The organism is Desulfatitalea tepidiphila (assembly GCF_001293685.1).
GTDB classification, from domain to species: Bacteria; Desulfobacterota; Desulfobacteria; order Desulfobacterales; family Desulfosarcinaceae; genus Desulfatitalea; species Desulfatitalea tepidiphila.
This window is the reverse complement of the sequence record NZ_BCAG01000003.1, coordinates 2,585,098-2,598,195: the sequence shown is the minus strand read 5'-3', so window position 1 is coordinate 2,598,195 and position 13,098 is coordinate 2,585,098. Positions and strand designations below refer to the sequence as shown.

The window sequence follows — 13,098 nt, the reverse complement described above, 5'->3', positions numbered from 1 at the left end:
GTTTTTACAGTGGCGCAGCATGAATAGGAATAGGCAGCTGGGTCAGCGGCGGGATGCCGCCTCCGGGACAGCATGATAGAGCGACGGTTTTCCGGCGATGAAAAAAGAGACGATGGAGGCGATATAGGCCCCGATGAACAGGTAGAGGGCATATCGGTAATCGCCCCAGTGATCGTAGATCAGGCCCGAGGCATAGGTTCCCAATGCGCCGCCCAGTGAATTGGCCACCCAGATGGCGCCCAGCAGCACGCCGTAGGAGATCAACCCCCAGAAGTGGCCGACCACCAGCGGCATGAGCACCACGACGCCGCCCATGGCAAATCCGAACACAATCGCATAGCACCACACCGCCAGCGCCGACTGGGCATAGAGCAGCACCCCCACGGCCAGGGCCTGAAGCCCGAAGCAGAGCAGCACGACATAGTGAAACGGCCAGCTTTCGGAGATCCGCCCGAAACTGAGTTTTCCGATCCCACCCACTCCCGCGGTGACGCCCAGGGCCGCCGCAGCCATGGCTTCGCTGGTCCCGGCATCCATGATCAGCGGCACCTGGTGCTGTAAGACGCCCATCTGGGCCAACGGTGCAAGGAAAAAGGAGACGAAGATCGACCAGAAGGCTTTGCTGCGGAACACTTGGCCGGCCGGCCGGCCGGACTCCGCCTGGGGCGTCGGAACGGCGGATTGATTCGGAGTGCGCTTCGGCGCGGGCCTGCCATCTTGATAAGTGCCCATCTCGGAAGGATGGTCCTTGACCACCCACTGAATCACGGGCAGAGCGATGGCCCACACCAGGATGCCGATTCCAAAAAAGGCGCTCTTCCAACCGTAGGCGACCGCCACCATGCCGACGCACGGCGCCAGCACAAGACCCCCGGCGGAGATGCCCACCATGGAGATCCCCACAGCCCTGCCGCGCCGCAGGAAGAACCAGTTGGCCAGCAGGCTGCTGGCTGGAATGACACCCATACCGCACACCGACACGGCCAGAAGCGCATAAACCGTGTAGAAGTATCCTATCGAACGCGTCAGACCGACCAGCATGAAACAGGCCCCGGCACAAACGGCGCAAACGCGCATCACCCTTTTAGGGCCATATTTTTGCACCAGACGGCCGAAGACCGGTCCCATCAGGCCGCCCACGATCAGGTAGATCGACATGGTCAACGAGATGGCCGAACGCTCCCAGCCGAACTCGTTCTCTATGGGTTTGATGAAGACGCTGAACGAGTAGAAGCCGGCACCGGCAAAGAGAAAGCAGAGCGCAAAGCAGGCGGCGACAATGTACCATCCATAAAAAATCCTGGTATCGGACATGTGAATCGATCGTTTCCGGCGGTTGCGGGTGAAAGGGCGCCTGTCGCGATGGCAATGCCTTGAAAAAAATTACTATACCAGAAGCACTAGGGGGTTGAAATCCTAAAAAGCCCGGTCGAGGTCGGTGCATCGTTCGAATTGGCGGTTTGTTGTTCGGTATCATCGAAATATTCTAAGTTTCACCATAGATCTCAGAAGCGTTTTTGGGAAAATCCATGGGTGTGGACGATGAGAATTGACTTTAACCCCGAAAGCCGCGATGAAAGATGACGTGGCTATGAGTTCCAGAGTAAACAGACTGCCGGTCCGTCCGGCTTCGTGCGAAAGGATACACCGGGTGCAAAAAGATGGCAGGTGGTTCGATTGGGGATCCTTGCGGGGATACCGCTGGTATCTGTTCATCGTGCTGAGCATCATCTATTTTCTGGCATGCCTGCATCGCATCTCGCCCACCGTGATCGCCCGTGACCTGGTCAGGGACTTCGGTACCGATGCCACGGCACTGGGATTCATGTCTTCCGCCTACTTCTATCTTTATGCCGCCGTGCAACCACCGGTGGGGCTGCTGTCAGATACCTGGGGCCCGCGGACCGTCACCACCCTGTTTACGGCCATCGCCTGTCTTGGCGCCGTGATTTTCGGGTTGGCACCCGATATGACCGTGGCGACGCTGGGCCGGGCCATGATCGGCATCGGCGTGGGCGGGGTCTTCGTACCGGCCCTCAAGGTTTTTTCCAAATGGTTCCGGGCCAAGGAGTTTGCCGGCATGACCGGGATCTTTCTGGCCACCGGGAATGCCGGCAATCTGGCGGCCTCGTTGCCATTGACCTACCTGGTCATCTGGATGGGGTGGCGCATGTCTTTCGTCGCCATCGGCGCCGTGTCACTCCTGATGGCACTGGTGTGTTGGCTCATTTTGCGGGACAAACCGGAAGACAAGGGCTGGCCGCCGATAGAACCGGAGATCGATGGCCAGGCCAACAAACAGGACGCAAACGATCCACCGGCATTGACCACCATGGGCCGCCTCGCCATTGTCTTCGGCAAACCCAATTTCTGGATGGTCACCGGATCCTATTTTTTCTTCGGTGGACCGATGCTGGCCTTTCAGGGGCTGTGGACCGTTCCCTATCTGATGGACGTCCACGATTACACGCGCGTGCAGGCCGGCGCCCTGCTCATGCTGATGCCCATCGGTTTCGTGGTCGGTTCGCCGCTTTTCGGTCTTGTGGCCGACCGGTTGCCGTTCGAGCGTAAAACCATACTGATCTCCGCCCTGACCGTCTGTCTGGCCTGCTGGGCCGTATTTCTGCCCACCCACGGAAAGCCGCCGGCCTGGCTCATCGGTCCCCTGTTCCTGATCATCGGGGTTTGCGGCGGCGGCTCCTTGTCGCTTTACATGACCATGAACAAGGAGCTCTTCCCCGGCTGGCTGACCGGCACGGCCATGGGCCTGATGAATCCCGCGGCCTTCCTGAGTACGGCCCTGTTTCAACCCTTTTCCGGCTATCTGATGGATACCGTGGGCCGGGTCGGGGAGGCCTATCCCCTGGATGCCTACTACAAGGTGCTGGTGGCGGTCTTCATCTCCATCGCCCTTTCCCTGCTGTCGATCCTGCCTGCCAGAAAGGGCGAAGGAACCGGATCCCTTTCCCGCCCTTGACGCCGCCGGGTATTCAGGCCGAGTTTGATTTGCGCAATCTTCTGAATTGGCAGAAATAGGCATGCGGACCCAGCTCGACCACCGCGCCGAAGCGGATCAGGCCGAAGGGCAGCAGCCGCATGGTCACCTGCTCGAGCGACAGCCGGACGGTTTTGGGCGGTCCCGGAGGACCCTCCTTTTTGATAAATTCGACCACCGACAGAATCCCCTGGGGATGGAGCACCCGTGCGATTTGCGTGAGAACGGCCCGATCGGTGCCGTCGGCCGCAAAGTCGTGCAGCGTGGTGGCCAACAGGCACAGGTCCACGCCGCGGGGTGGGATGGGCAATTCCAGGGCCGCATCGACCACGTGGGCCTCGATATTGTCGACACCTGCCGCACCGGCCTCGGTCTTGAGGCGGTCGATGCCCTCGGCCCAGAGGTCGACGGCGATGACGCGGCCGGAGGGGCCGACTCTCTCGGCCAGGGGCAAGGTATACCGGCCGGCCCCGCAGGCCAGGTCGAGCACGGTCATGCCCGGCTCAACGGATAAGACCTTCCAGAACAGTTCGGTATCGATCACATCGTAGCTGCTTCTGCCGGCGGCGGTGGGCTGTTCGCTCATCAGGGGTTTCCTCCACGTGTCGTTGATAAACATAAGCATTTAACATAGGCATCTTTTTAGCGTCCACCAGTTGCGAAAAACGGAAGGGATTCTAACTGGCCCTAAGACCGCTGGCTCACGTGGCCCTGGCCACCTGCCCCACCCACGTCTGCCATGTCCGTTGCGATGCGAATTTTCTTATCAAAAAACTTTTGGAAGGCGCACCCTTCAAGGTGAATCGCATTCAGTTAGAATTGCTGGAGAAACGGCGTGGCCAGTTCTAATTGACAAGCCGTGAGACCCTGTTTAGCCTGATGTCAAACCGGTTTTTAAAATGAAACGGGTGGCCCCATGGAGCGTGTAGAGGACCAACATGAGCAGTCTTTTAGCCTGTTTTTTGAACTGATGGCCCACCGGGTTCAGGATGTCCTGCTCGTCTCCAGCCCTTATGACGCCTACATCATGGAGGAGGACGGCCGGCTGGCCGGCCGCATCATTCACGAGTACCGCGGATTGAACCTCTCGCGCCCGCCGCGCATCACCTGGGTTTCATCCGGCCGGGAGGCCCTGGAGGCACTTTCCAGCAAACCCTACGACCTGGTCATCACCATGACCCGTCTGGACGATGTGGCGTCTGTGCGTCTGTGTGCCGAGATCAAGGACCGCCATCCCCAGATGCCGATCTACTACCTGTCCCATGAAACCGCGACGCGGGCAACGGTGGCGCACGATGGGACCTGCAGTTGGATCGACCGACAATTCGTCTGGTTGGGCAACACCGATCTGCTGCTGGCCCTGATCAAGAGCACCGAAGATCGCTTGAATGTAGCCAACGACACCGAGGCCGCGGGCGTGCGGGTGATCCTCCTGGTGGAAGACTCACCCCTTTTTCTCTCCTCGATTCTGCCTTTCATCTACAAGGAGGTCGTGCGTCAGACCCAGTCGGCCATGGATGAATCGCTCAATGAAGACCATCGTATCCTGCGCATGCGGGCTCGGCCCAAAATATTGGTGGCCGGCAGCTACGAGGAGGCGGAGAAGCTTTATGCGCGCTATGCACCCTATATCCTGACGGTCCTGTGCGATGCCCGCTTCCCGCGCAACGGCCGCATTGCGGATGATGCGGGCCTGGCCCTGCTGCGCGCCATCAAGGCCGTGAATCCACTCCTGCCGCTGATGCTCTATAGCTCGGAGCCGGGCAACCGCCTCCCGGCCGAATCCATGGAGGTTCATTTCGTCGATAAAAATTCGGCCTCCCTGCACGACGATATTCGCGATTTCTTCGTCCGCAACCTTGGCTTCGGAGAGTTTGTCTTCCGCATGCCCGACGGTCGAGAAGTGGGGCGGGCCGCAACGCTTCAGGATATGATTCGCATCCTGCCCGCGATTCCGGATGCCGTCATCGCGTACCACGCCCAACGGGAGCACTTTTCCACCTGGATGATGGCGCGCATGGAGATCGAGCTGGCCCATACCTTTCGCGGGGCCAAAGTTAGTGATTTCAAAAAGATATCCCATATCCGCACCTACATTCGCGACGCGATCACGGCCCGGCGCAAGGCGCGCCAGCGGGGAATCGTCGTGGATTTCGCCCACCCGGTCTACGATTCGACGGCCGAGTTCGTAAAAATCGGCCACGGGTCGCTGGGCGGCAAGGCGCGTGGGTTGGCCTTTTTGTCCGCCTTGCTCGAGAAGCATCCCGAACTGGAGCGACACTATCCCAATGTCGAGATCGGCATTCCACGGACCTTGGTGATCAGCACCGAAGGCTTCGAGCGCTTTTTAGACCAGAACAAGCTGCGTTTCGGCGATTTGGAAGGGCTGACCGACGACCGTATCGAGGCGCTTTTCACCCGAGCCGTTTTTCCCCAGGCGATCGAGTCCAAACTGGCCTCTTTTCTGGAGGCCGTCGACACACCCCTGGCCGTACGCTCCTCCGGACTGCTGGAAGACGCCCATGGCCAGCCCAGCGCCGGCGTTTACCATACCATCATGATTCCCAACGTCCACCCGGACTCCGGCGTGCGGCTGGCGCAGGCGGTCAAGGCCATCCAGCGGGTTTATGCCTCCACCTGGTTCGCGGCCCCGCGGGCCTTCGCAGGCCGCTCCCCGTACCGCACCGAAGAAGATCGCATGGCGGTCATGCTGCAGGCCCTGGTGGGCTCCCGTTGGGACGATTACTACTATCCAGCCATATCGGGGGTGGCCCAGTCCTGCAATTTCTACCCGGTTTCCTATATGAAATCCGACGAGGGGCTGGCCAACGTGGCCTTGGGACTGGGGCGCACAGTGGTGGAGGGAGGGCTCACGCTTCAGTTTTCACCGCGCTATCCGCAACTGCTGCCCCAGATCGATACGTTGCCCAAAGCCTTGCGCAACGCCCAGCGGCGTTTCTTCGCCTTGGACATGGCCAGGGCCCTGGATCCGGACATCGACCCGGACGACCTGATCGTAAGTCTCAACGTGGACGACATGGCATCCCACCCGGCCGTGCAGGCAGTGGTCAGTACCTATGTGGCGGCCGACCAGCGTATTCGCGACACAGCTGCCATCCCCGGCGAGAAGCTGGTGACCTTCGCGGGCATCCTGAAACACGGCCTGTTTCCCCTGGCCGACATCGTGGCCGACCTCTTGGAGATGGGGCGGCACGGCATGGGCTGCCCGGTGGAGATGGAATTTGCCGTGGATCTGCCTCGCTCCCGCGGCGGGCGTTATACCTTCGCTCTGCTGCAGATTCGGCCTATGGCCCGGCACGAGCAGCGCATGGCGGTCCAAATCACGGCTCAAGACCAACGACGCGCTTTCTGTGTCTCCCGTCAGGCTCTGGGCAACGGCCTGGTGCGGGAGATCCGGGATATCGTGTTCGTCAAGCCCGACGCCTTCGATCCGGCCCGCATGCCGGCCATGGCCGAAGAGATTTCCCGCTTCAACCAGATCCTGAACGAGCAGGGACGTCGTTACGTTCTCATCGGTCCCGGGCGCTGGGGATCGGCCGACCGCTGGCTGGGCATTCCCGTGGCCTGGAAGGATATTTCGGGGGTGGCTGTCATGGTGGAGACCCGGAACGCCCGTCTCAACGCCGACCCTTCCCAGGGCAGCCATTTCTTTCATAATCTCACCACCCTGGGCGTCGGCCATTTCACCGTGTCGGGCAACGATTCCGGCTGTGTGGACTGGGACTGGCTGCAAGGCCTGCCGCCGGTCCATGAGGGATATTACGTTCGGCATGCGGTCCTCGAGCACGCACTGGTGATCAAGATCGATGGCCGGCCGGCCACAGGGGTCATGATCGCGGCGGAGGGATCGAGTCGGCTCAATACCTGAGACAGGAGGAAGGACCCATGCAAACCATCATGGAGAAGATAAAGGCCAGGGACCCGGAGCAGAAAGAGTTTCACCAGGCCGTGGCAGAGGTCGTGGAGACCGTGCGGCCGGCGCTCGACGCCCATCCGGAATATCGCCATCAGAAAGTCCTCGAACGGCTCGTGGAGCCCGAGCGGATCATCATGTTCCGCGTGCCCTGGATGGACGACCGCGGTGAACCCCAGGTCAACCGCGGGTTTCGCATCGAGATGAACAGCGCCATCGGTCCTTATAAAGGGGGATTGCGCTTTCACCCCTCGGTCAACCTTTCCATCCTCAAGTTTCTGGCATTCGAGCAGACGTTCAAGAATGCGCTCACATCGCTGCCCCTGGGCGGCGGCAAGGGGGGAGCGGATTTCGATCCCAAAGGCAAGACGGACAACGAAGTGATGCGCTTCTGCCAGAGCTTCATGACCGAGCTCTACCGCCACATCGGCCCGGATACCGACGTGCCGGCCGGCGATATCGGGGTGGGCGCCCGGGAGATCGGATTCCTGTTCGGCATGTACAAACGTCTGCGCAACGAGTTCACCGGGGTGTTGACCGGCAAGAGTCTCAACTGGGGCGGCAGCCTGATCCGGCCGGAAGCCACCGGCTATGGCTGCGTCCATTTTGCCGCCGAGATGCTCGCTGTCGGGGGAGATGCGTTGGCGGGTAAGACTTGTCTCGTCTCCGGTTCGGGCAATGTGGCCCAGTACACGGTCGAAAAACTCATCGATCGGGGTGCCAGGGTGGTGACCCTCTCCGACTCTTCCGGCCATATTTGCGACGAAGCGGGTATCGATGCTCAGAAACTGGCTTTCGTCATGCGATTGAAAAACGTGCAGCGCGGCCGCATCCAGGAATATGCCGATGCCTATCCGGGAACGGTCTTTACCCCGGTGGACCCGACGCGCAGCAGCAATCCGCTCTGGGAGCACGCCGCCGATTGCGCTTTTCCCTGCGCCACGGAGAACGAAATCAACGGCGAGGACGCCCGCCATCTCGTTGCGGGCGGCGTCCGGCTGGTGGTCGAGGGGGCCAACATGCCCACCACACCGGAAGGCATCGACCACTTCCTGGATGCCGGCGTACTGTATGCGCCGGGCAAGGCCGCCAATGCCGGAGGAGTAGCGGTTTCCGGGCTGGAAATGGCGCAGAACAGCATGCGCCTGCACTGGCCCCGGGAGGAGGTGGAAGGGCGCCTGCAGATGATCATGAAAAACATCCACAAAAACTGCCTGGCCGCCGCCGAGCGGTATGGATCGCCGGGCAACTACCTGGTGGGTGCCAATGTCGCCGGTTTCATCAAGGTGGTGGATGCCATGCTGGATCAGGGGCTGGTGTAGGGTCGCGTGTCGTTTTCGTCCGGTGACGAGGGCGACGCGCACTTCTGAAAAAGCCGGTCCAATCGTTCTTCCAAGATCTGCTGGCCGATGCAGATCAGAAAACCGGGGTCATCCCAGCGGTCCGGAAAGCTGGATATCTCATACCGTCCGGCCACGTATTGCACCACCATGGGACCCGTCGCATCGCTGAAAAAGACGATGCCTTTGACGCGCAGGATGCTCTTGGGCAATCGGTTTTCGATGGCGTGCACAAACCGGTCACGATTCAAAGGGGCGGCAAAGGTGATTTTACAGCTTCGAATCTGGTCGTCCAGATGATTGTGGTGGGCACTGGTTTCATGGTGAATACCAACGGTGGGCGGCACCTCCCGGGGGTCGAGGCTGTAAAGCAGTGCCGGGTTGACTTCTCCACGGATCGCAGGGGTGATCGCCGCGTGCGGGTTTTGTCGCCGAAGCTGTGCGGTGACATCCGTCACCTGTGCGGAAGAGAGAAGGTCGATTTTGTTCAACAGGAGAATGTCGGCGGATTTGATTTGATCGGCGATGATGTCGGCGGCCACCCGGTTCTCCAGATAAGACGGGCCGTCCACCACCGTCGTGACCGAATCGATGCGGACCAGGTCGGAAAGCGTGATCAGCTCTTCCATGAAGTTCATGGGATTGGCCAGGCCGGTGGTTTCCAGGACGATGAAATCCGGCCTGAAATTGCTGCACAATTGGTGCAAGGCCGGTTTGAGCCGGCCGCTGAGCGTGCAGCAGACGCATCCTTCGTCGATCTCGGTCACCATCAGGTTGTCGCTGCCCAGTAGTTTGCCGTCCAGGCCGGTCTCCCCGATTTCATTCTGCACCACGGCCACGAACCGATCGCGCTGAACCTGGTAGGCCACGAAGTTTTCCAGAAACGTGGTCTTGCCCGATCCGAGAAAGCCGGTGAGCACGATGAGTGCCGGCCGGTCGTCGATCCCCAGCAGCTGTTTGTCCAGGCTCTTGAAATCACCGATCATATGGGACTGCCACCATGGAGCGGACTGCCATTCGGTGGGCAATGGCTGATCCGGCTGCCAGGTGACGGCGACGTCACCCGGTTGAAGGTCGGCCGGTGATCCTGATGCAGATTCGGGGGAGAAGAATGCCAGTCGGCATTCGTGCTTCTCCGTCGTGTCATCGGGTTGCTGCAACTGGCGGCCGTCGGACCAGTAGCGGACGATCTGGCCCGCCCTTCGCCGGTGGCAGAAATAGGAGGGAGAGGTTTCCAGGCAAAAGGCGGCCGAGGCCCCGAGGACTTCATAAAACGAACGCGCCAGTTTAAAGGCCGGCAGATGCTGATCCCAACCGCCGGGCGCCACAAGGGTGATGGCTTCGCCGTTCACTTCGGCTCGGACGCCGTCTTCAGCGCGACTGGCCAGCCATGTGTCGGATCGCAGGTTGAGTCCCAGGGCCAGGCTGGATCGGTCCAGTGTCAGTTGAAGGTCGCCGATGTAAAAAAGGTCCCGCAATTCATCCAACTCGGCAAACCGCCGGACCAGGGTTAAATAGTCTTCCCGTTGGGTCCAGGCTGCAGCCCTCAGTGAGCAGTCTTCCACCAGTTCTTCGTCCGGTGCCGGGAAGTAATTCAATTGGAAGAGACCGGTCAGGCGATCGGAAGATGACGCCGACCCTTCCCAGAGCATGCCGAAAACCCCTTGCCAATCGGCGATTTTGGCAGTCCACGCGTCCCGGGTGGTGGTGCAGTGGTTCAGCCCGCGCCAGCCGATGCGATGGCGTACGGCCGGGATGAAGTTGGTGCGCACCACGATGGTCCTCAGGATGGCCCGCAGGGTGTCGTCCGGCCGTTCGAAAAGGTCGCCGGGGTAAAGCGTGTGAAGGGTCTGGGCCGGCGTCGCCGGCTTTGTCGGGTCTGTTCGGTGTGTTCGGTCCATTGGGTGTGTCGGGTTCGTGGTCAAAACGTTCAGCTTCTTTGTCTGGTTCAGCAGGCCGGGTCCCGGAGGGCCCGGCCTGCATCATTCAGCGGGAGGTTAGACGCCGAAAGAGATGGTATCGCCGTTGCCCAGGTAGGCCGTATCCTTGGATCGGAAACGGGCCGTACCCTTGACGACCGGATAGCCGGCGGAGATGAACTTCTTGGCGCATACGATACCGGTGCAGTGGTTGCAGCCGATTTTTTCGAAGCCGTATTTGCCCAGGGAGATCACCAGGTCGTCGTATTTGGGGTCCCAGTCTTCAAACGGTGAAATGTGCAGCCCGCCATATATGCCGTGGAGATTGTCGTTGTCGTACTTGATCTCCTGGTAAGCGGTTTCGGCGAACTGGATGATGCTCTGATGGCAGCATCCGGTGACACTGACCAGACCCTTGTCCTTGATGTTGAAGTAGAGCGACTGTTCGCCGTATACCCGGCAGATGATCGGGATGGCAAACACGTAGCTGGCGAATCCGGGCACCATCTTGTTCAGGCCGGGTTTGACCACGTGCAGGGGGCCTTGGTGCCCTGAGTCTTTCAGGTACTGCATGCCTTCCTTATAGAAACCCTCCGGAATGTAAATCGGAATGGTCGGGTCGTATTTGAGGGTGACCGGCAACCCCCAGTAGTGGTCGAAATGCTCGTGGGAAATGAACAGGGCCTTGATTTCACGATTCCGGAGCATTTGATCGATACCCTCGCGCCGAAAACACTCATCGGTCCATTTGTAGGACCAGCCGCTGTCGAGCAGGTATTTGGTTTTCTGGCCGTCCAGGGCCTCCACTTCGATCAGGGCGGCATAACCGCCGGCATTTTCGGGATGGACCGACAGCTTTTCGGCAATCTCCCATGCCTCGTCGAGGCGGTCGGGCAACAGGTGCTTGATCTTGGCGATGCCCTTTTCATAGGAGCCTTTGCCCAGGCCGGTGCCGTCGCCGAACGGCGCCCAGTTGTAGTCATACTGATTGACCAGAAGGCCGCCGGCCCCTTTGATGTCGCCCATCAGGTCGGCATTGCTGAACCAGCTGGTTTCACTGATATTGGTGACCTTGATGCTTTTGCAGGCGCCGATGTCGGCCAGTTTGCGCTGAACTTCAGGAAAATGGCTTTTGCGCCAGGGCGAGTAGGAGTAGATGCCCATGCTCGCCAGCATGCCGCCCATGACGCCCATGGCGGCCCCCTTGAAGAAATCACGCCGGCTGACGGTATTGGTTTTATCTGACATGGTGGTCTCCTTTGGTTGCGACTTATGCGTTAGGGTATGATGTCGATGGCTCGATAGAAAACCGGCAGCAGAAATACGGCGATAAAGTACAGGGCCACACCCGCCAGGGCGCCGCCGCCCAATCCCCAACCAAGGGAGGGGGACCAGCGTTGCTCTTCCACGAGCGCCTCTTCGGCGGCATGGTCGGCGTCCATCTCCGCCACTGTCTTGGGAACCGCTTTCCAGGCCGGCCAGTTATCCATGAACCAGTGATGCACCAGCCAGATGTTGATCAGCCAGATGGTGGGAATCATGGGGAACTGCTGAGGGTGTGAAAAGCCTTTTTGGGTGCCCAGGAACAGGTGCGACGTGGCGTAGTAGGCGATGTAGAGCAGGATGGCGGCAACGATGGTGATCACGGTGCGGACCAACACATTGACCGGCATACTGAACTTCTTGGGCCAGTTTTCGCAGTAGAAATTCAGGAACAGGGCCGGTACCAGGAAAAAGACCGCCATTTCACCCACATGCAGCCAACGCCAATCCGGGGCAAAGTCGCGTCGCGTGCCGCGAATGGCCTGGCCATAGGTCAGTTCCTGCACAAAATAGAGGAAGAAGTGCATGGCCAGCGCAATGGCGATGATGCCGAAAAAGGCCGTCAGCCGTCGCCGCCACGGGGTGCGGATGAGTTTGAAGGGGAAGCGCTCCCAGATGGTCTCCACCAACCATACGGTGACCGTGCAGCACATGATCCAGGAGACGTGAAAGTTGCCCGACACGGTATCGGCGAATTTTTCCCAGTAGGGCGGCGTGATGCCGGTGAACTCCTGCCAGGGATAGTAGAGAATCGCCATGTGGGAATGCATGGTGACGAAGTAGACGATGGTGCTGAGGAAAAAAGTCATTACCAGCATGCTGACGCCCTTGGCCGGCTGTTTGAGCCCTTGCCAGGGGGTCTCTTCGCAGGCCACCACCCAGGCCGGGCTGAGCCACGACGCAATGGCGGCGAACATCAGGCAGGCCAGTGCCGCATATTCGATGGCGAAAAACTCCGTCACCCCGGGCAAGCGGGTCAGCCGCTCGGGGTTGAAGTAGGCCAGGCCATAGTTTCCCAGGATGCCTTCGAAAAAGACCTTGATCAGGATCAGCAGGACGGCTACCGACACTGCGGTTAAGATGGCACCCTTCATCAGGGGATGGGTGTTTTGAACCCACGACTGCTTGAACGGCCAGTAGTTGAACAGATAGACCATCCAGATCAGCACGATCAGCCACCAGCGGGTGTACATGTAGCCCACGTAAGGTGTGTACATCCGCATGAGGCCCCGTGGGTCCTGAAAGATCCACCAGGTCAGATAAAATACCGCCAGGGTCAACACCAGGCTGACCAGGGCCGGAACAGGGCCCTTCCAGCGTTTTACCAGCCGGCGGCTTTCCAAGTAATTGACGGCTTGCCCTTCCATAGTTTCACTCCTTTGTTAGTCGGTCACGTGTTTGCCCACAGAGACAAATGAATCCAAACAGTCAGAAATTGGCGACTCTACCTCCTTTCCAGTTGGCTTGTTCAAGAAAAAGCCCTGCGCCGGGTTCGTGCGCAGGCGCTGTGTTAAAATGGTATTTGCTTTTGAGAAGGGATCATCCGAGGGCAGGATCGGCGGTGGGATTCTATCATCGATGGGGAGG

The 13,098-nt window shown here is 59.8% G+C and carries 8 protein-coding genes; 3 read left to right on the top strand and 5 right to left on the bottom strand.

Translation table 11 applies throughout. The features are described 5' to 3' along the window. Window positions 1-42: 42 nt before the first annotated feature. Window positions 43-1,314 carry an MFS transporter gene (locus tag DFT_RS16085; RefSeq protein WP_054032165.1) on the bottom strand — a complete coding sequence of 424 codons (1,272 nt, stop codon included), beginning with the start codon at window positions 1,312-1,314 and terminating at the stop codon, window positions 43-45. A gap of 337 nt (window positions 1,315-1,651) precedes the next feature. On the opposite strand from DFT_RS16085, the gene DFT_RS16080 reads away from it, so the two are divergent. Next, complete coding sequence (locus DFT_RS16080; RefSeq protein WP_054032164.1) at window positions 1,652-2,977, top strand: MFS transporter; 1,326 nt, start codon at window positions 1,652-1,654, stop codon at window positions 2,975-2,977. 13 nt (window positions 2,978-2,990) lie between these two features. On the opposite strand, the gene DFT_RS16075 is transcribed toward DFT_RS16080, so the two are convergent. Continuing rightward, window positions 2,991-3,581, bottom strand: a complete 591-nt coding sequence (locus tag DFT_RS16075; RefSeq protein ID WP_054032163.1) for a class I SAM-dependent methyltransferase — start codon at window positions 3,579-3,581, stop codon at window positions 2,991-2,993. Between the two features lie 330 nt (window positions 3,582-3,911). Here DFT_RS16075 and DFT_RS16070 point away from each other — a divergent pair, with 330 nt between their 5' ends. Both DFT_RS16070 and gdhA read left to right on the top strand, forming a co-directional pair. Next, window positions 3,912-6,884, top strand: a complete 2,973-nt coding sequence (locus DFT_RS16070) for a PEP/pyruvate-binding domain-containing protein (protein ID WP_054032162.1) — start codon at window positions 3,912-3,914, stop codon at window positions 6,882-6,884. Window positions 6,885-6,901: 17 nt separating this feature from the next. After that, window positions 6,902-8,251 (top strand): NADP-specific glutamate dehydrogenase, encoded by a 1,350-nt coding sequence (gene gdhA / locus DFT_RS16065; RefSeq protein WP_054032161.1) that lies wholly within the window; start codon window positions 6,902-6,904, stop codon window positions 8,249-8,251. On the opposite strand, the gene DFT_RS16060 is transcribed toward gdhA, so the two are convergent. The 3 genes from DFT_RS16060 to DFT_RS16050 form a co-directional block, all read right to left on the bottom strand. Continuing rightward, window positions 8,236-10,170, bottom strand: a complete 1,935-nt coding sequence (locus DFT_RS16060; protein WP_054032160.1) for a CobW family GTP-binding protein — start codon at window positions 10,168-10,170, stop codon at window positions 8,236-8,238. The genes gdhA and DFT_RS16060 overlap by 16 nt on opposite strands. Before the next feature lie 96 nt (window positions 10,171-10,266). Next, entirely contained in the window at window positions 10,267-11,436 is a 1,170-nt protein-coding gene (locus tag DFT_RS16055) for an MBL fold metallo-hydrolase (RefSeq protein WP_054032159.1), read from the bottom strand. Window positions 11,437-11,465: 29 nt separating this feature from the next. After that, window positions 11,466-12,878 (bottom strand): hypothetical protein, encoded by a 1,413-nt coding sequence (locus tag DFT_RS16050; protein ID WP_054032158.1) that lies wholly within the window; start codon window positions 12,876-12,878, stop codon window positions 11,466-11,468. Window positions 12,879-13,098 lie beyond the last annotated feature (220 nt).

Coding starts and splice junctions, on each gene's coding strand:
- DFT_RS16085 (WP_054032165.1), bottom strand. CDS start 1,314: ATGTCCGATACCAGGATTTTTTATGGATGGTACATTGTCGCCGCCTGC.
- DFT_RS16075 (WP_054032163.1), bottom strand. CDS start 3,581: ATGAGCGAACAGCCCACCGCCGCCGGCAGAAGCAGCTACGATGTGATC.
- DFT_RS16070 (WP_054032162.1), top strand. CDS start 3,912: ATGGAGCGTGTAGAGGACCAACATGAGCAGTCTTTTAGCCTGTTTTTT.
- gdhA (WP_054032161.1), top strand. CDS start 6,902: ATGCAAACCATCATGGAGAAGATAAAGGCCAGGGACCCGGAGCAGAAA.
- DFT_RS16060 (WP_054032160.1), bottom strand. CDS start 10,170: ATGGACCGAACACACCGAACAGACCCGACAAAGCCGGCGACGCCGGCC.
- DFT_RS16055 (WP_054032159.1), bottom strand. CDS start 11,436: ATGTCAGATAAAACCAATACCGTCAGCCGGCGTGATTTCTTCAAGGGG.
- DFT_RS16050 (WP_054032158.1), bottom strand. CDS start 12,878: ATGGAAGGGCAAGCCGTCAATTACTTGGAAAGCCGCCGGCTGGTAAAA.